The organism is Ectobacillus funiculus, from assembly GCF_004138295.1.
GTDB classification, from domain to species: domain Bacteria; phylum Bacillota; class Bacilli; order Bacillales; family Bacillaceae_G; genus Ectobacillus; species Ectobacillus funiculus.
Window position 1 is genome coordinate 43349 of record NZ_SCFM01000023.1, and the last position, 17562, is coordinate 60910.

Below are 17562 nucleotides of genomic sequence, written 5' to 3' on the forward strand. Positions count from 1 at the left end.
TTATTTCCAGTTTGAAAAATATATAAGTTATAAAACAAATTTTATTTTAAATAATACATAAATATTGAAATGTTTGTGAATGCTACAATTACAAATGGAGGTGATATATTATGGCACGCAGAAGCAATAACAATGAAGTACTAGTAGCAAATGCAGAAGCAGCTCTTGACCAAATGAAATACGAAATTGCACAGGAATTTGGTATCACACTCGGTGCTGAGACAACTTCACGTGCGAACGGGTCTGTGGGTGGAGAAATTACAAAGCGTTTGGTAGCATTGGCTGAGCAACAGCTCGGTGGAGTAAACAGATATTCCTAAGATTATTCTTCAATCCTACTAGCCCCTGCTGTGACTATTTGACTTTCGGTCTACAACGAGTAGGGGCTATAATCTTTCCCTCTAGTAAGTGAATCAACTCTTATTCTCATCTATTTTATGATAGTATGTCAACGGGTTAAGTACTAAGATAAAAAGCTCTTGGTGAAGTATGCATGAGTATATTCGCGTATTTGGTTTGGCAAAACGGAGAGTGCCCCGCTCTATACGAGTTTGGTCTATATTCATGCCATCAAGTATGATGCAAAAAGGACAAACTCTCCAAGGGAGAAGTCTGTCCGAAATCAAATGAACCTTATTCAGCAACTATTTGGTCTTCCGACATCAAATAGATTCCAATAGGGAATGTTTTACCTCTTTAATCTCTCTTCTGAAGTGTTTGCACCAGAACTACTGCCGATAGCCGGACCGATCCTTAGTATTCATTGAAATACTCTTGAATTTTATTTGGATCTTTAGTTTGAGTGAGTGCTAACATCAACAAGATACGAGCTTTTTGAGGATTAATGTTGTTAGAATTGACGAACTCATTATCTGTGTCTATTTGTTCATGAGTAACCATACCCTCCGGCACACGAGTGTCACGAACAACAACAACATCCTTCTTCACAGCATCTTGTAGACCCGGAAGTGTTTTTTCGTGGACGGAACCATTACCCGTACCAGCGTGAATAATTCCCTTTGCCCCTGCTGCAACCACAGCATCAACCAGGACTCGATCATCATTGGCATGTGAATAAACAATATCAACACGCGGCAGACTATCTTCAGTAATATTGCGAATGTCAAAATCGGATTCTGCGGTATGCTTTTTAATCGGCAGGTTGTAGAAGTATGGTTTACCATCTTGCATATACCCTAGGATACCGAGTTCTGGATTATTAAAAGCATCAACGTCGGTTGTACTCGTTTTAAAGATGTCGCGAGCATTTCCAATTTTGCCATTCATAGAGATCAAGACACCCTTGTCATGAGCTTCTTTAGAACCAGCAAGTGCTACAGCGTTATACAGGTTTAACGGACCGTCAGCAGAGAGTGCTGTAGAAGGACGCATTGAACCGACCATGACAATTGGTTTGTCAGAATGAACAGTAAGGTTGAGGAAGTAAGCAGTCTCCTCCATGGTGTCCGTACCGTGAGTAATGACAACACCGTCACATTTTGGATCATCCAATGTTTTTTGGACCTCCTTTGCCAGTTTGACCATCACAGCGTTGGTATTAGCTGTACCAGAATCGATGCTTGCTATCTGCTCAGTGGAGATGTTAGCAATATCCTTTAGTGACGGAACCGCTTCCAACAGTTGATCTGGAGTTAAGACCCCAGCTCGATAGCCGGTGGTTTGAGTCGAAGTAGAGCCAGTTCCGGCGATGGTGCCACCTGTTGCTAAAATTTTAATTTCAGGGGTCTCTTTCTTACTAGAATCTTTTGCATTAGATGTTGTAGCCGACTTAGCTTCAACAGGATTTGATGCATAGGTACTATTTGCTGAGATAGCTATAATTCCAGAAGACATTAATGCTAGTGTGGTAAGGGCAACTTTTTTCTTTGTTGTTAGTTTTTTCATTAAAATTCCTCCTATTCATTGACAACCCATTTGTTCAATTAAGCGCTTTCATCTTTTAATAAAAATCGTATCCTTAATTTATAATAGAAACTACATAAAAAAACAAAAATCTACAAAAACTTAAAAATTAAAATTTTCGAAAATAATGCTCTGATTCAAATTCTATGGATAGACGATCTGTCGGTTCGGCTTGTATAGGTACCAATACTTATCTTGATAATAATGTTGTTTAAATTTGGGAAAAGTAATACTATTCAATTGAAGTGGGTGGAGGTATTCAGGATGAATGAGTTAGGGAAGAAAATTGATAAGATATCCAATCAGCTGACCGATCTAAGGTGGGAAATATGGACAAAGCATTCTTTGTTTACATGGCAATGGTGGATGCTCCTTGGGCTGTGCATCGTAGCATCGATCCTATTTATTATATTAATCAAGAAAGAAAAGCTCGTGCAAACCATCGCTTACTTTGGAATCATATTCATACTAAATAAGTACATTGATGAAATTGCAACTGCTCTGGATTGGTATGATTACAGAATTCAAGTTCAACCTGGTATAATTCCTTCAATGCTAGTAGCTAATCTTTTCATTATTCCAATGGCATTAAGTATCATTTATCAGCGATATTCAAAATGGAAACCTTTTCTGATAGCATTAGGACTTTTTTCGGTTTTTACATCCTATGTTGCATTATTTTTTCTCAAAATAGTGGGCATTTATTTAGAAAAATCTTGGAATGCACATTGGTCATGTATCAGTTTGGTTGTAATGGCTGTAATCGCTAAAATAGTCATAGACCGAGTAGTGCTAATACAAGCTCATACTAATGGAGATCAATCGAATAGTGACCCATCTTCGCCGATAACTTAACGTATATCGACCAAAAGTCCCAAATCGGGGCTTTTTTCGTTTCCTAGTTTTGCCGCCAGAACCCATGTCCACCAATTTAAGAAGTAAAGGATACCCAAGAACAAAAAAAAGAATAATTTGTATAATACTTATTCAGCTAAAGCGGCTGTTTGGTTAAAGAAGGACTTGCAAAATGATTCGAAGAAACAATGTATTATAAAAGAGCAAGCTTATGAAAGTGGTGAAATGGATGAAAGAAGTTCCGCACGACTTAGCAGAATTGATAGATGGTTATTCTTGGGAGAGAATTACAATTGGTCGATCAGACGCTATGACATTTTTGTTAAAGGGACCTATTTGCAATCAGTACCTTAAAATACAACCCAATCATTTTATTGAAAACTTATATGAGGAAAAAGAACGATTAGAGTGGTTACAAGGAAGATTGTCTGTGCCAAAGGTTCTATATTACAACAAAGATGAAGCAAACGAATACTTATTAACAACAGAAATAACAGGGATTAACGCTTCCGATAAAGCATATGAAACAAATTTACCTCTTTTAATAGAGCAATTGGCAACAGGTCTTAAAAAAATACATAGTTTGAGCATTGAAAGTTGCCCTTTTATTGAAAATTTGGATGTTAAAATTGAAGAAGCAAGAAAAAGGGTCGAAAATGGGCTTGTTGATGAAGGCGATTTTGATAGCGTGAGAATAGGCATAAAAGCAAAGGCTCTCTTTGATGAACTCATTTCAAAGAGACCTACAAATGAAGATTTGGTCTTTACTCATGGTGACTATTGCTTACCAAATATTATTATTAAAGAAGGTAAGGTGAGTGGTTTTATAGATTGGGGGAGAGCAGGAATTTCTGATAGGTATCAAGATTTGGCATTAGTAATTCGAAGTATTGCATATAATTTTGGTGAGAATCAGATTCCCCTTTTTCTTAAGACATACGGTGTTACGGAGCTAGACGAATTAAAAATCTTTTATTATCAACTCATGGATGAGTTTTTTTAACAGATTTTCTGAAAAGAAGTCTCCTGTCTCAAGGAATGAGATAGGCACAGCCCAATGAATAGGTGGAGCTGAATGTTCGTAAAACCTGTTAAATACCTTTAATTCTTTAAAGCAAGAGGGGAATGTCCCCTCTGTAATTTTTTATAATGTAAGAAAGTAGAAATCTTCAGCTAGAAGCGAATCCGACGTAGCTGGAAAGTAAGTGCAACTACGCCTCTGTCTTCGCACAAGAGCAGAGCTCGCCAATCGGCGAGTTTTCTTTAAAACTTTTTGTTTATTTTTTAGCTCCATCATACTTAAATTTCCATTTTAACGTCATGGGTTCATAGAATTCCTTCACATCTTCAGCGTGACGAGCTAAATCAGGTTGACTGATTTGGAACGTTAATTCATAATTTCCCGCTTCAGGTAATAACACATTAGAAGCATAATGCGGGTCACCTGCTACCATTTGATACAATTGTCCTTCTGCTACATCTTCATGTGTATCAAGATTGCGAATCTTATAATTAATTGTTAGATACGGAATCCAAGCACCTTCAGGAAATCCAAAGGAATTGTCCTTTGTTGCATGAATGTCAGCTTCTAAATGAATATTTCCTTCTTTTCCTCCACGTTCAACAGGTGCTACTTTAACTGCATGAGGCAGGTAAACGGCATGAATTTCCATCCCATTTTTAACTACCTGACCAATCATTACATCTTCTCCGGCCTCTGCATGGTGTCCAGAAACCTGTTCCTTCTGATTGGTGCAAGCAGCCGCTAGTACTAGAATCAATAATGATGTCAAAAATAAGAAGAGCTTTTTCACAAGGTATACCTCCAGATAGTAATTATTACGAATTAGTAGTGGGTTAATTTTCGCATTGAATATTACTGTGTTTTATTCACATAGCCCTATAAAAAATAGTCTAAGGGGTTGTAACAGTAATCTTATTCTTAATGCATTCATAACCTTATATGATTTTTTTGTCAGAACGACTATTTTCACCATAGTGAGTTTCTTGAATATAAGTGATAAATTGTTCAATTCGCTCATTTTGAGATATATGAGCCCTTTCAACGGAATTGGAAATTTCGTTAATGCTGTCCTGTAGAAGTCTCTTAAGATCATTTTGAGAAAAATTTTCTTTTAATGTATTACTAGTGGGATCTTTAGTTTTATTAATATGCCAGTTAAATAGATGATCTAATTTAAAATATTGATCTAAGCTTAACATATAGGTTTGTTTTCCACTTAGTAATAAGCCAAATGCGCTTGTATAAAGAACGATACTTAGTAAATTTATATTACCTGAGAAAAGAAAGTTAATATGCATAAAGAGACAAGTCAGAATAGATGGAAGTGTCATAAACCCTAGGATAAGAAACAAACCAATCAACACCTGAGTGATGGGAATCGCATAATTTAGAACCCAAACTTGCTTAATGGCAACCTCTTCAATAAAAAGTTTATAAAAATCTGGTACATTGGGTTTATCTAATGCTTTTATTAGATAATCATGAAGAAATACTCCTGGTTGAGCAAACCATGAATGTCCAGCGGAACCTCCTTTACCTAACATTTTCGTTACTCCCGCTAACAGCCAACCTATCCCAAATAGAATACGCATTAAAACAACTAAATACTGAAATACATGTTTTTCGCGTGTATTTCTGTCTGCAGCATGTACTGCTGCTTTAACAACTTTTTGCATGATAAATCCCTCCTAAATAGTATAGAATGACGTGAATCTAGTAATGATAATCATTATCGATTATTAGGACAATGCCGTTATATTACAAAAAAAAAATTAAAAAATATTTAAGAAAAAATTAAAAAGTATTAATTTTTTACTGTGATGTTCATGGAGCGTCTTCCTTATGATGATTAGGATTTTTGGATCTAGCTTTTAAATGTTCTTGCTAAAACTAAAAAAAAGAGAAAAATAAGTATTGTTAATTCAGTTTCTAGAAGCAAAATAGGATGAGATGAACTATTAAGTTGGGTATTACTAGTATCGGTAATAGATTTCAATGAGGGAATAATAATATTGCCTGAAGAAGAGGGGTTTCTTGTATTTTTCCACACTGTAAGGAAGTATAAATTTCTTCTGGCTAGGATTCAATTTGACGTAGTCGTAAATTCTAGGAATATAGTGTAAGTGCAACTATGCCTCTGTCTTCGCCCAAGAGCAGGGCTCGCCAATCGGCGAGTTTTTTTACACTGTAGGGAAGTATAAATTTTCAGCGAGAAGTGAATTCGATGTAGTCGTAAATTCTAGAAATACAGTGTAAGTGCAACTATGCCTCTGTCTTCACCTAAGAGCAAGGCTCGCCAATCGGCGAGTTTTCTTTATGGAAACTATTACCCGATTGACCAGAATAAGAGGGTTAATCTAAGATATGATTATATATTTTAGGAGAATGATAATCATTTTCACCTTGTTAAATAATTTGATGGAGGAAATGGAATGCGCTTGTTATTGGTTGAAGATGAGATAAGAGTGGCTCGTTTTATATCGCAAGGGTTAAGAGAGCACCATTATGTTGTAGATGTAGCGAACGATGGTGAAGAGGCTTCTGAGCTCGCTTATGCGGAAGAGTATGATCTTATCATTGTTGACCTTATGATTCCGAAGAAAAACGGGCTTCGATTGATTAAGGAATTAAGGTTGAATGGAGAAAATGTTCCTATCCTTATCCTCAGTGCCAAAGATTCCGTGGTAGATAAGGTAGGGGGACTTGATTTAGGAGCAGATGATTATATGACAAAGCCTTTTGCTTTTACGGAGCTATTAGCACGTATACGGAGTCTGTTAAGACGAAATCAAGGCATGGCATCACCTCTTTTGCAAGTAGCGGATCTGACGTTGAATCCTGCTACGAGAGAGGTGACCCGAGGAGGAATCCATATATTTCTTTCCAATAAGGAATATGCAATTTTGGAATTTATGATGAGAAATGCCGGTAAGGTTTTGTCTCGAACTTTAATTCTAGAACGTGTGTGGATGGATGCTTATAACGTAGGAACGAATGTGGTAGATGTTTATATTAATCATTTACGAAACAAAATTGATAGAAACTTTGATGTAAAACTCATACAAACGGTTTACAGTGTTGGTTATATCATCAAAGGAGAAGAATAAACGATCATGAAATTTTTACAAAGCATCGGATGGAGAATTACAATTTGGCATACCATTATGTCTATAATCATCTTATTCTTATTTAGCGGATTCTTATATATTACATTTTCTGATATGTTAACCAGAAAGGTTGATTCGGTACTAACTCGAGAGCTTGGTTTGATTGCCTATTCTTTGGAGGAAGGAGATTCGTATTCTAAGATTGAACATCGCATCAACTTATTGCCAAGTTTTAAAAGGGTAAACCAAGATGAAATCTATTGGCAAGTTGAAAATGAACGAGGGCAAATCATTGCAGGATCTCATAATTTGTACGGTCAACACATCAAGGATTCCAAAACAACTTTAAAGAGGATGGACGAGAATACCTTCAGCTGGGATCCTGTGCTAAATGGAGTACCGCTTCGTGCGATGTCCATGCAGCTGAAATCACAAAATAAATTCACTTACAAAATTACAGTTGCTACAAATGACAGGATACGGCATTTCGCCATTGATCAGCTGCGGAACATTATTATCATCTGCAATTTTGGATTCCTAGGAATATCAATCATGATGGGGTGGTTGATTTCGAAAAAAACACTGCAGCCGATTCATCGAATCATTAATACAACAAATACTATTACGGCAACCAGTTTACATGAACGGCTTCCAATTGAGGGTCCAGAAGATGAATTGCAGAACTTATCTAAAACGCTTAATGGCATGATTGACAGACTAGAAGACTCTTTTACTCAAATCCAGCAGTTTACTTCCGATGTGTCTCATGAACTTCGTACTTCCTTAACGATTATGCGAGGAGAATTGGAAGTTGGTTTAAATCGAAACAGGTCAGCAGCGGAATATAAACGTGTTCTACATACCGTTTTGGAAGAGGTCATCTATTTATCTGATATGGTAGAAAAATTCTTATATGTATCGAGAAATACCTCCACCTCAAATCAGATAGATCGAAAAACTGTAGACGGAATGTTATTATTCCAATATGTAAGGAATCATGTATTATCATTAGTCATGAACAAACAGATTGAATTGCATATCCAAATACCTGATCCATTCCTTTTATACGGGGATGAAGACCTCCTGCGAAGATTATTTATTAACTTACTGGAAAATGCAATTAAGTACACCCCAGAGGGTGGAACAGTAGGAATTAAAGCGTGGGGTAAAGAGGGGTTTACTTATATTGAAGTAATTGATCACGGAATTGGCATTCCAGAGGAACACCTGCCGTTTATTTTTCAGCGTTTTTATCGCGTAGACGATTCTCGATCACGAAGTCAGGGAGGAACTGGATTGGGATTGTCTTTATGTAAATGGATTGTAGAGGTTCACAACGGAACGATTGAGGTTTGTAGCAAGCCTGATAAGGGAACAAGAATGATTGTAAAGTTACTTGCTAGTTAATGGTTCAACAAACAGTAAGAGAATTTAGTCGAATCGATGTGTTAATTAACAACGCTGCAATTTAAATACTGTTAGAAAGGGGGACTTTCTCCTCCTTTCTAACATAGAGAGAAAGTATCAACTATACCAAAACTGTTCCTGATAACAGTGAGGAAGATGGGATATGATGGCTAGAGACGTTCTTTGTGAAATAAATAACTGTAGGATAATTTACACCTTAATATGTTGAAAGATACGCAAGACAAACTTCTATTTAATTATAATACTCACTAAGATATAAAGATAATGAGCTGATACATGTATTGACTCTTAAGGTTCTAGAACTGTAATGAGTACGTCTTGTGTGGCTGCTAAATCGTGTCTAGCTAAAGAAAGGGGATGGAGAATATCACTTTCTCTAACACGAAGTAGCAATAGGGCTACTTCAAGGTATTTGATGGCATCGTTTGTTTTTTCCATGGCCAGTACGATTTGGCTTTCTGATAATTTAATAATCAGTTGGTTCTCTTCAAGAGGGGGAAAGACAGCATTAGGGGGAATGGTAGGATCGTTAGGAAGAGTAGGATCAGTCGGGAAGGTTTGAAGGGTAATAAAAGCAGTTGTGAGGCTATCAACAGCCGCTTCATATAGTGCTATTTTAACTGGATTAGATGGGTCAAGTTGTTGAAAGATATTTAAGGCACTCTTGGCAAAGCGAATGGCCTGCCTTGTATTTATCAAGGCTAAATGTACATTTGCAGCTACTTTAGGTAGCATTATTTTCACTCCTTTTTAATGAATTCATTATAGTATATGGTATATAAGCAATCCTGCCATAGATAGTCGTGTAAATCTATTGAATAGGCTCTTACCTTTAATAACACTCAATTAGATTTTGGTACAAAAAATCTCTTAAACTTGGACAAACCCATATTACTACTCTAATCAAAGTAACAGCTCAATAGATGTAGCTGTATTGTGCAGTGGATTCTGAAGGGAATACCACATTGATTTTTATCTAAACAAAACAAGAGACAAAAAGACTGCAAAGCCTTCTTGAAGAATCGCTTTGCAGTCTTTTTGTCTCTAAAACTCGGATTGTTATAGTCGTATAGTTGTAATTTTAGGAGGAAGGATGCTTTATCTTAATTTTTAAAAGCCTATATTCCTTTTCAAGATCACTTAATGTCCACTCAAAAAGATATTGGCTATCTTTTTGATAAAAACCTAGTGAGATCAACTGATCAATTAAGTATTGTTTTTTCTTCTCAACAGCATGTCGAAGTAAATTTCCCATTCTATAGCACCTCCAATCTCCGTATTCATTTTTGGGAGTTACCTAGAAACAGCAAACGGCTCCTATCAAATTGGGCATATTGAGATACAAAGTAATATTGGATAGATTGTAAATGATTAACCGCAATAACTAATTAACTATCATAATGCAAATTATTCATATGGATTAACTGTGAATTAGAGGTACAAGGTTTTATTATCTTATTGATTTTACGCTACTTATTTTTAAGCACATTCATAACTTCATTTGATGTATGAGTGGTGTTTATCTAAACGTTAATAATGTCAGTGTTGTTCAAACAAACTCATATAAAAGGGAGTAATTTTTACACTGTAAGAACGTATAAATTTCCAGCTAGAAGTAGATTCGACGTAGTCGGAAATTTTAGGAATACAGTATAAGTAGGGCTACGTCTCTGTCTTCGCCCAAGTGCAGGGCTCGCTAGTCGGCGAGTTTTCCTTATGAACGAGTCAAGATTAGGATATTTCCGCTCTTCTTTGCTTTCTAGCATATTTTTCAATAAATAAGCAGCATTGTTCGGCAATGAATTTCTTTTCATAATCCATCGAAGCAACATGATAGGAATTATATAGTGTAATGGTTTCTTTAATGCCAGAGTGAATATGAGCTAGTATATAATCCGTGTTTTCAGGGGGAACCACATGGTCATCCTCTGATCGAAACGCCAGTGTCGGGCATGTAACGCTTGTAAGCTTTCTGCGTGTATCATCCATTAAAGCTAATAATTGCTGAATAGATCGGATGGGTGCTTTTGTATATGTGATTTCAAATACATCATCTGCTTTAATATCTGGCGCCCCTTCATCGATAAACCGGGGTTCTTGTTTATGTTTAAATTCTTCCATTACAGGAATTGTTGTCATTGCTGCATTGATTAGCATAACGCCTTTGAGCTTAGGGTATTTACTAGCAAGCTGCATAGTTAATGTGCCACCCATAGATTGACCGAGGATGAAGATGTCTTGGCAATGCTGTTGTAAAAAACGATATCCTTCTTCTAGACTTTGAATCCAATCATGGTAGGTGCATCTTTCCATATCTTCATAATGCGTGCCATGCCCCTTTAATCTTACTGCATATACGGTGTAACCTTGAGATGCAATATACTCTCCTAAAAACTGGACACTTTGGGGGGTTCCAATAAATCCGTGAGAAATCAAGATACCAATATGATTGCCTTTAAAGAAAAAAGATTCTGCCCCTGATAATATAGGATATCTTTCTAACATATAAAATCTCCTTTCAGTTCTTTTCATTCCCTACTTTTTAGTAAATAAATAAGGCACCTATTCTCAAAAGAGTTAGGCGCCTTTGGTAGACCAATCAGCTATAAAGTAACATAATAATATACTAACTATTCCGATGAGTCAAGTATGTTTTAATGGATGAATTTAACAAAATATTTCCAAAAGATCATTGACAACTGTTTTATTAAGATATATATTGTTAATCAATAGCTTTAATGTATAGTAAACAAGTAGGTAAAGTAAGAAAATATAACCTAGTTTATTTGGATAGGGTCTCAAAGCAATTTGATGTAGTAAAATCTTTTTTAAAATTTAAAACCAAGTATTCGAGTAGAATTTAACTTCTTGGGTACTGAGGAGGGGGAATTTATAAATGGCGACTATAGACCAAGAAAAGATTGATTATATTGTAGGGATGTTACAGGATATTAAATATGGTTCGTTGGTCATAACTATCCATGAAGGCCAGGTTATACAAGTTGATAGTACAGAAAAGAAACGCTTTGCTCCTAAAAGTAAACCAACAAGTACAAGGGTCGTACAAGCTTCAAGATGAATGCTTCATCGAGGGTTACTGACATTTTTCGTTATATACTAAAGGGGGATTGTAGTATATGCGAGATACATGTTTTAGAAAAAAATATGCCAACTGGATCACTAGAGGCTCTCAATTTTCAAGGTGAATTTCATCTGAAACTGAGGGCCTTTTTGTTTGTAAAGAACTGAAAAGGAAAGATGGAGAGTCCGGTGTGAAAGATTGATTTAAACTTGCAAAAAGAAATTGAAGGATATCCTTTCGATTTTTAAATGGATAACAGAATCTTATATGTACATCAAGGAGGGGTTGGGAAAATGAATATTGATCATCTTGAGGCTTTCATGTATGTGGTTCATTTGGAAAGTATCCATAAAGCAGCTGAAGCTTTATATTTATCTCAGCCAACCGTTACAGCGAGAATTAAAACGTTAGAACGTGATCTTGGCATCGAATTATTTTTGCGAAAGGCGAGAAGTGTGACGTTAACCGAGGAAGGGAAAGCTTTTATCCCTTACGCAGAGCAAATTATACGGACATATCAGCAGGGAAAAAAACTATTGAAAAAAGGGGATAATCCGGAGGAAATTGTCATTGGGGCTAATACTATTACATCACAATATTATATTCCATTTGCCCTTCCTTTTTGGAAGCAAGCAAACCCTCAACTGCGATTTAAATTTATTTCAGCGCCAAACGATGTATTGATTGATAAACTTCTTCAGAAGAAAGTGGATATTGCCTTTATGAAAGATGTTTCTCATCCTGAAGTTCAACAGCATGAGCTTCTAGACAATTCTGTCCGATTGGTTGTTTATCCTGGACATCCATTTCAATTTCAAGAGAATTTATCTGTTCAGCAATTAGCCAGTGAACCCATGGTGTTTTTTGAATGCGGCGCTTTTACCTGGAATCGGGTCCATAAATTATTTGAAGTGGCAAATGTTGATCCACGGATAGAATTTTTAGTTGACCATCTTGAAGTAGCGAAATCTATTATTCTTAGCAAACAGGGCATAGGGTTTTTACCATACCTATGCATTAAGGAGGAGCTTGACCGAGGAGATCTGATTGAAATAGATGTTTCCCATATTATTAAAATAGACCAGCATATTTTTGCGACACACTTAAATAATGGTTTTGTACATCCCTTGCTATGGAATGATATTCTTTTATCGGTTAAAGAGTTTGAGAAGCAAAGTTTTATGTCCACACTTTAAGAGGGTATAAATTTCGGGCTGGGAGATCATTCGACGTAGGAAGAAATTTTAGGAATAAAGTATAAGTGCAACTATGCCTCTGTCTTCGCTCAAAGGCAGGGCTCGTCAATCGGCGAATTTTCTTTATTGATCCAATTTACAATGAAAATATGAACAATAGTTAATTTGGTTTAGAAAGCCTTTCTTATTGATAGGCTTTTTTAATCAATATTATATATTTTCCTATCAGTGAAAGTATTGCTAGTTCAATATTTACAGTGATAGGATAAAAATCAACAAATAAAACATACTTTTATTATATGTTAAGTAGGAATAAGAGTGGAGGAGAAAATCAATGAGTTATAAGCTAAGTATTTTAGATCAGAGCCCCATTTTCCCTGAAAGCACTGCTTCTCAGGCGTTACAAAGCACCGTCCTGCTGGCTCAAAAAGCAGAAGAATGGGGCTATTCACGTTTTTGGGTATCTGAGCATCATCATACAGATCAATTGGCAGGATCTTCGCCTGAGGTATTAATTTCATATTTACTGGCACGAACTAACACAATTCAAGTAGGCTCGGGCGGTGTGATGCTTCAGCATTACAGTCCTTATAAGGTAGCTGAAAACTTTCATGTTTTATCAGCTCTCGCTCCTGGGAGAGTTGATCTTGGGATTGGGAAAGCCCCAGGCGGTCTGCCGTTATCAACAAGGGCACTACAGTATGGTACCGTCAATAATGGAAAAGATTTTTCAGAACGGTTATCTTTTTTGTTGGAATTAATCAGAAATTCTGTTGATAATAGTCACCCTCTGGCAGGTATCCAAGCAACGCCGATTCCTCAAGAAAAACCTGAAGTTTTTTTACTTGGTGCAAGCGCAAAAAGCGCTCAGCTTGCTGCCAATCTAGGAATATCATTTGTGTTTGCTAAATTCATTAACAGCGATGATAGGGTGCTAGAAGAAGCGGCACATGTGTATCGGACCAATTTTCCTAGTGGACGCTTTATCCTCTCATTGGCCGTTATTGCGGCTCCTACTCAGGCAGAAGCAGAGCAGCTTGTAGGAGATAGAAAAATAATAAAAGTACACCTCCAAAGCGGGCGATCCGTGACTTTACCATCACTTGAGAAAGCAGAGGAGTTTGGAAAGCAAGCAGGTGAACCATATGAAGTCTCAGAACAGGAAGCAGATATTATTTCAGGAACCCCGATGTATGTAAAAGAAGTTTTAGAGCAACTTCAAAAAACTTATCAAGTGGATGAATTTATTTTACATACACCGATTGAAACAGAAGCAGAGAGATTTCAGTCATTTAAGCTATTAAGCCCACTTTATTCTAATCGGGATACGAGAAATAAGATGAATTACGAGGCAATCTAGGACTTTCGTTTCCAAAAAATCGTTATATGAAGAGAATAGTGAAAAACGGATAAGGGGGTACTTGGTGTGATGTTCGTAAATTGGAAAAAGTTATTAGCCATTTCCATAGCATTTTTGCTGCTGTTATCAGGTTGCGCAAATAGTACGAGTACAAAAAATAGTTCAGAAGAAACAAACGGAAAGGCTGCAAAGCAGGGGGGAGAATTAACCTATGCGCTCGCCACATCTCCTGATTCGCTTGATCCGCATCGAAGCGGTTTAGCAGTAGCGGTCCGTGCGTTCAGAACGATTTTTGACAGCTTAGTAGTTCAAGCGCCGGATAACTCAATAAAGCCGTGGCTCGCTACAGAATGGACAATATCGGATGACGGAAAAAGTTATACATTTAAGTTGCGCAAGGATGTCAAATTTCACGATGGAACCCCATTTAATGCGGAAGCTGTGAAATATAGTTTTGATCGGATTATTGATCCAAAAACAAAAGCGAAAAATGCAGTAGCCCTTCTTAAGCCCTATGAATCATCAGAAGTAATTGATGATTACACAATTAAAATTAATCTCGCGACACCTTCTACTGCCTTTTTAAGCAACTTAAGCCAGGCAATGCTTGGGATTGTCTCACCAACAGCGGCAGAGAAATATGGTGATCAGTTTGTAAAACATCCTGTAGGGACTGGACCATATAAATTTGTCAGTTGGACAGAAAATGCAGATATTGTTGTGGAAAAAAATAAAGATTATCATTGGGGACCTTCTATTGTAGAAAACAAAGAAGCACCATACCTTGATAAAATCACATTTAAAATCATTCCAGAGGAAGCAACGCGCATTGGTAGTGTCCAAAGCGGACAGGTGCTTGCCGCTGAGACTGTACCACCGCAAAATATTGTTTCTTTAAAAAATGATCCAAAAATCCAATTGCTTCAAGTAAACACACTCGGATTGCCGTATACACTCTTTTTCAATCAAAGAAAAGCACCTTGGAATGATGTAAGAGCCCGTAAAGCTGTACAGCTTGCTGTTGATGTTGATGCGATTGTAAAAACACTTTACTTAAACACATATTCAAGGGCATGGTCTCCTCTTACACCAGGTATTTTAGGTTATGACGAATCGCTTGAAAAGCGTAACACTCTAGACGTAGAGAAGGCGAATAAACTTCTTGATGAGCTCGGCTATATAAAAGGTGCGGATGGGATTCGTGTAAAGGATGGAAAGCAACTGACATTGAACTATGTGGATGGAACTCCTAACCGTGAGAAGAGAAATGATATTGCTGTTATCATTCAGCAACAATTAAAAAAGATTGGAATTAAAGTGGAAATCAATATTACAAAGGATATCGCTTCAGTCGTTCAACAGAATGCTGATTACGATTTATATGGAAACAGCCAGGTAAATTCCGATCCAAATGCATTACGAGCTTTTTATCATTCAACCACTCCAGAGGAAGAGGCAACGGTTAAAAGGCTAGGAGGCGGTTCTGATCCAGAATTAGATCAATTGCTGGAAGCAGGTACAGTAGAATTGGATCAGGAAAAACGTATAGCGATTTACAAAAAAGTACAGCAAAAAATCATTGAAGAAGCCTGGATCATTCCAATTTATGTATTTCCCTATACGGTGGCAGCGTCTAAAAGCGTAAACGGGATTACCTTTGATTCATTAGGATATCCATTGTTCAATGATGTAAATATTAAATAATCTGGAGAAATGGAGCTGATACATGTGGCGCTTATCAACAAGACTCTTTTAAAAATCTCGACCGCATTAGTATCTATTTTAGGCTCCCTCATCCTTGTTTTTTTCATCATTTATTTGCTTCCAGGGGATCCAGTGCTTTCTATGCTGGATCCCTCTGCTGCCACGCCTGAAATGGTAGCAAATTTACGCAAGGAATTGGGGCTCAACCAACCGCTTTATGTTCAATTCAAAGAATATTTTATGAATATTCTTCATGGTGATTTTGGTCAATCCTTAGTCAATAGTGAGCCAGTCCTGCCAAAGATTTTAGAGCATTTTCCGGCGACACTCATTTTAACATTCACAAGTTCAATAGTATCTGTGGTAATAGGGGTTACACTTGGAGTGTTATCGGCGATTTACAGGAATAAATGGATTGATTTTATTGCTAGATTCATTGGGCTATTTGGAATTTCAATGCCAACATTTTGGTCAGGTATATTACTTATTCTTATTTTTTCCGTCTATTTAAACTGGCTGCCTGCTATGGGATCAGATGGTTTGCAAACGCTTGTGCTGCCATCAATTTCTCTTGGTTTTGTAGGTGCTGGATTAATTATCCGTATGGTGCGAACGAGCATGCTCGAAGTGATTCAGGAGCCATTTATTGTTACTCTTCGTGCAAAAGGACTTTCAGAAAGGGTTGTCATGTATCGTCATGCCCTTCGTAACGCACTGATTCCTGCGATTACGATTATCGGTCTGAATATTGGTGAGCTTATGGCTGGTACTGTTGTAATTGAAACCGTATTTTCAAGACAGGGAATTGGCCGGATTGTTGCTGATGCCATCATGGCTAAAGACTTACCTGTTATCCAAGGCGTTGTCTTTTTCAGTGCCATTGTTTATGTAATTGTCAATCTTTTAGTTGACCTATCCTATTCAATGATTGATCCACGGGTACGCAGATCTCGTTAGTTATTAAGCAAGAAGGGGGAGAAATGGAATGAAAGAAATGGTTAATACTGAGCCAGTGCTGCGGGCCCCGAAATGGACTTTGACAAAATGGAAAACCAACCTTTCTGTATCAAGATTATTTTTATATATTGCCGTAGTAATTGTACTATTTATCATCATATGTGCCGTATTTCCAAAGTGGATAGCGCCCTATTCTCCTACCTATATGAATACGGAGCTTACTTTAAGTGCACCAAGTGCTGCACATTGGTTTGGAACAGATTACTTTGGGAGAGATGTATTTAGTCTAGTCGTTTATGGAAGTCGGGATTCTCTCATTATTGGTGTGGCGTCTGTTCTCATTGGTGGACTGCTTGGCGGAATGGTAGGTGCATTGGCCGGTTATATTGGAGGCATTGTTGACGTTGTCTTGATGAGGATTATTGAAATTTTGCTGACGATCCCCGGCATTCTCCTGGCGTTAGCTATTGCCGCTGCCCTTGGGCCAAGTTTATTTAATATTGTATTAGCTGTTGCAGCGTCAGCTATACCAGGGTATGCACGTGTAATGAGAGGGCAAATGATGAGTATTAAGAAACGACAGTATGTGGATGCTTCTCGCTCTATTGGCACATCGAGTTGGAAGATTTTTATTTGGCATATACTGCCGAATTCTTGGTCTCCGCTCTTAGTAATGGGGACGATCGGCCTTGGAACATCCATTTTAATTGGTTCAGGGTTAAGCTTCTTAGGACTTGGAATTATCAAGGAAATTCCTGATTGGGGAGCACTGCTCTCACAGGGACGGGGATATTTAACTGTAGGCTGGTGGATTTCGGCATTTCCAGGTTTCGCTATTACTTTTTTTGTTCTTTCAATCAATATTATTGGCGATACGCTTCGTGATTCCTTTGACCCTAAAACAAGCAGCACAAGATAAAGGGGGG

17 protein-coding genes are annotated in these 17562 nt (G+C 37.3%); 11 read left to right on the forward strand and 6 right to left on the reverse strand.

Features of this window, described 5'->3' with window-relative positions; translation table 11 throughout:
- Nucleotides 1-110 precede the first annotated feature (110 nt).
- Nucleotides 111-320 carry an alpha/beta-type small acid-soluble spore protein gene (locus tag EP737_RS15495; protein WP_129728876.1) on the forward strand — a complete coding sequence of 70 codons (210 nt, stop codon included), beginning with the start codon at nt 111-113 and terminating at the stop codon, nt 318-320.
- Between the two features lie 433 nt (nt 321-753).
- Here EP737_RS15495 and EP737_RS15500 read toward each other — a convergent pair whose 3' ends face one another.
- Nucleotides 754-1905 (reverse strand): type II asparaginase, encoded by a 1152-nt coding sequence (locus tag EP737_RS15500; RefSeq protein WP_129728877.1) that lies wholly within the window; start codon nt 1903-1905, stop codon nt 754-756.
- Between the two features lie 282 nt (nt 1906-2187).
- Here EP737_RS15500 and EP737_RS15505 point away from each other — a divergent pair, with 282 nt between their 5' ends.
- A complete protein-coding gene (locus tag EP737_RS15505; RefSeq protein WP_129728878.1) occupies nt 2188-2778 on the forward strand; it encodes a CBO0543 family protein in 591 nt (196 codons plus the stop codon).
- Between the two features lie 211 nt (nt 2779-2989).
- The gene (locus tag EP737_RS15510; protein WP_129728879.1) at nt 2990-3781 is read left to right on the forward strand and encodes an APH(3') family aminoglycoside O-phosphotransferase; all 792 of its coding nucleotides are present in this window, start codon (nt 2990-2992) and stop codon (nt 3779-3781) included.
- Between the two features lie 274 nt (nt 3782-4055).
- Here EP737_RS15510 and EP737_RS15515 read toward each other — a convergent pair whose 3' ends face one another.
- Entirely contained in the window at nt 4056-4592 is a 537-nt protein-coding gene (locus EP737_RS15515) for an iron transporter (protein WP_205650947.1), read from the reverse strand.
- A 145-nt stretch (nt 4593-4737) separates the two neighbouring features.
- Nucleotides 4738-5478, reverse strand: coding sequence for a hypothetical protein (locus tag EP737_RS15520; protein WP_246040276.1), 741 nt, complete (start codon nt 5476-5478; stop codon nt 4738-4740).
- A 756-nt stretch (nt 5479-6234) separates the two neighbouring features.
- Between EP737_RS15520 and EP737_RS15525 the strand changes: the two genes are divergently transcribed.
- Nucleotides 6235-6909, forward strand: a complete 675-nt coding sequence (locus EP737_RS15525) for a response regulator (protein WP_129728880.1) — start codon at nt 6235-6237, stop codon at nt 6907-6909.
- 6 nt (nt 6910-6915) lie between these two features.
- Nucleotides 6916-8316 carry a sensor histidine kinase gene (locus EP737_RS15530; protein WP_129728881.1) on the forward strand — a complete coding sequence of 467 codons (1401 nt, stop codon included), beginning with the start codon at nt 6916-6918 and terminating at the stop codon, nt 8314-8316.
- A 309-nt stretch (nt 8317-8625) separates the two neighbouring features.
- Here the strand turns inward: EP737_RS15530 and EP737_RS15535 are convergent, their stop codons facing one another.
- The 3 genes from EP737_RS15535 to EP737_RS15545 all read right to left on the reverse strand — a co-directional run bounded on the left by EP737_RS15535 (nt 8626) and on the right by EP737_RS15545 (nt 10842).
- On the reverse strand, nt 8626-9072 hold the full coding sequence (locus EP737_RS15535) for a hypothetical protein (RefSeq protein WP_129728882.1): 447 nt from the start codon (nt 9070-9072) through the stop codon (nt 8626-8628).
- 346 nt (nt 9073-9418) lie between these two features.
- A complete protein-coding gene (locus tag EP737_RS15540; RefSeq protein WP_129728883.1) occupies nt 9419-9592 on the reverse strand; it encodes a Fur-regulated basic protein FbpA in 174 nt (57 codons plus the stop codon).
- A gap of 476 nt (nt 9593-10068) precedes the next feature.
- Nucleotides 10069-10842, reverse strand: coding sequence for an alpha/beta hydrolase (locus EP737_RS15545; RefSeq protein ID WP_129728884.1), 774 nt, complete (start codon nt 10840-10842; stop codon nt 10069-10071).
- A 391-nt stretch (nt 10843-11233) separates the two neighbouring features.
- On the opposite strand from EP737_RS15545, the gene EP737_RS15550 reads away from it, so the two are divergent.
- From EP737_RS15550 to EP737_RS15575, 6 genes are all read left to right on the forward strand, one after another.
- Complete coding sequence (locus EP737_RS15550; protein WP_129728885.1) at nt 11234-11416, forward strand: YezD family protein; 183 nt, start codon at nt 11234-11236, stop codon at nt 11414-11416.
- 296 nt (nt 11417-11712) lie between these two features.
- Nucleotides 11713-12615 carry a LysR family transcriptional regulator gene (locus EP737_RS15555; protein ID WP_129728886.1) on the forward strand — a complete coding sequence of 301 codons (903 nt, stop codon included), beginning with the start codon at nt 11713-11715 and terminating at the stop codon, nt 12613-12615.
- A 334-nt stretch (nt 12616-12949) separates the two neighbouring features.
- The gene (locus tag EP737_RS15560) at nt 12950-13975 is read left to right on the forward strand and encodes an LLM class flavin-dependent oxidoreductase (RefSeq protein ID WP_129728887.1); all 1026 of its coding nucleotides are present in this window, start codon (nt 12950-12952) and stop codon (nt 13973-13975) included.
- 69 nt (nt 13976-14044) lie between these two features.
- Nucleotides 14045-15679 carry an ABC transporter substrate-binding protein gene (locus EP737_RS15565; protein WP_129728908.1) on the forward strand — a complete coding sequence of 545 codons (1635 nt, stop codon included), beginning with the start codon at nt 14045-14047 and terminating at the stop codon, nt 15677-15679.
- A gap of 9 nt (nt 15680-15688) precedes the next feature.
- Nucleotides 15689-16636 carry an ABC transporter permease gene (locus EP737_RS15570; protein ID WP_129728888.1) on the forward strand — a complete coding sequence of 316 codons (948 nt, stop codon included), beginning with the start codon at nt 15689-15691 and terminating at the stop codon, nt 16634-16636.
- Nucleotides 16637-16664: 28 nt separating this feature from the next.
- Entirely contained in the window at nt 16665-17555 is an 891-nt protein-coding gene (locus EP737_RS15575; protein WP_129728889.1) for an ABC transporter permease, read from the forward strand.
- Nucleotides 17556-17562: the final 7 nt, after the last annotated feature.

Bases quoted from the DNA above. Each gene is read 5' to 3' on its own strand.
- EP737_RS15540 (WP_129728883.1), bottom strand. From the start codon at position 9,592: ATGGGAAATTTACTTCGACATGCTGTTGAGAAGAAAAAACAATACTTA.
- EP737_RS15550 (WP_129728885.1), top strand. From the start codon at position 11,234: ATGGCGACTATAGACCAAGAAAAGATTGATTATATTGTAGGGATGTTA.
- EP737_RS15560 (WP_129728887.1), top strand. From the start codon at position 12,950: ATGAGTTATAAGCTAAGTATTTTAGATCAGAGCCCCATTTTCCCTGAA.
- EP737_RS15505 (WP_129728878.1), top strand. From the start codon at position 2,188: ATGAATGAGTTAGGGAAGAAAATTGATAAGATATCCAATCAGCTGACC.
- EP737_RS15495 (WP_129728876.1), top strand. From the start codon at position 111: ATGGCACGCAGAAGCAATAACAATGAAGTACTAGTAGCAAATGCAGAA.
- EP737_RS15545 (WP_129728884.1), bottom strand. From the start codon at position 10,842: ATGTTAGAAAGATATCCTATATTATCAGGGGCAGAATCTTTTTTCTTT.
- EP737_RS15570 (WP_129728888.1), top strand. From the start codon at position 15,689: ATGGAGCTGATACATGTGGCGCTTATCAACAAGACTCTTTTAAAAATC.
- EP737_RS15555 (WP_129728886.1), top strand. From the start codon at position 11,713: ATGAATATTGATCATCTTGAGGCTTTCATGTATGTGGTTCATTTGGAA.
- EP737_RS15520 (WP_246040276.1), bottom strand. From the start codon at position 5,478: ATGCAAAAAGTTGTTAAAGCAGCAGTACATGCTGCAGACAGAAATACA.
- EP737_RS15530 (WP_129728881.1), top strand. From the start codon at position 6,916: ATGAAATTTTTACAAAGCATCGGATGGAGAATTACAATTTGGCATACC.
- EP737_RS15565 (WP_129728908.1), top strand. From the start codon at position 14,045: ATGTTCGTAAATTGGAAAAAGTTATTAGCCATTTCCATAGCATTTTTG.
- EP737_RS15575 (WP_129728889.1), top strand. From the start codon at position 16,665: ATGAAAGAAATGGTTAATACTGAGCCAGTGCTGCGGGCCCCGAAATGG.
- EP737_RS15535 (WP_129728882.1), bottom strand. From the start codon at position 9,072: ATGCTACCTAAAGTAGCTGCAAATGTACATTTAGCCTTGATAAATACA.
- EP737_RS15510 (WP_129728879.1), top strand. From the start codon at position 2,990: ATGAAAGTGGTGAAATGGATGAAAGAAGTTCCGCACGACTTAGCAGAA.
- EP737_RS15500 (WP_129728877.1), bottom strand. From the start codon at position 1,905: ATGAAAAAACTAACAACAAAGAAAAAAGTTGCCCTTACCACACTAGCA.
- EP737_RS15525 (WP_129728880.1), top strand. From the start codon at position 6,235: ATGCGCTTGTTATTGGTTGAAGATGAGATAAGAGTGGCTCGTTTTATA.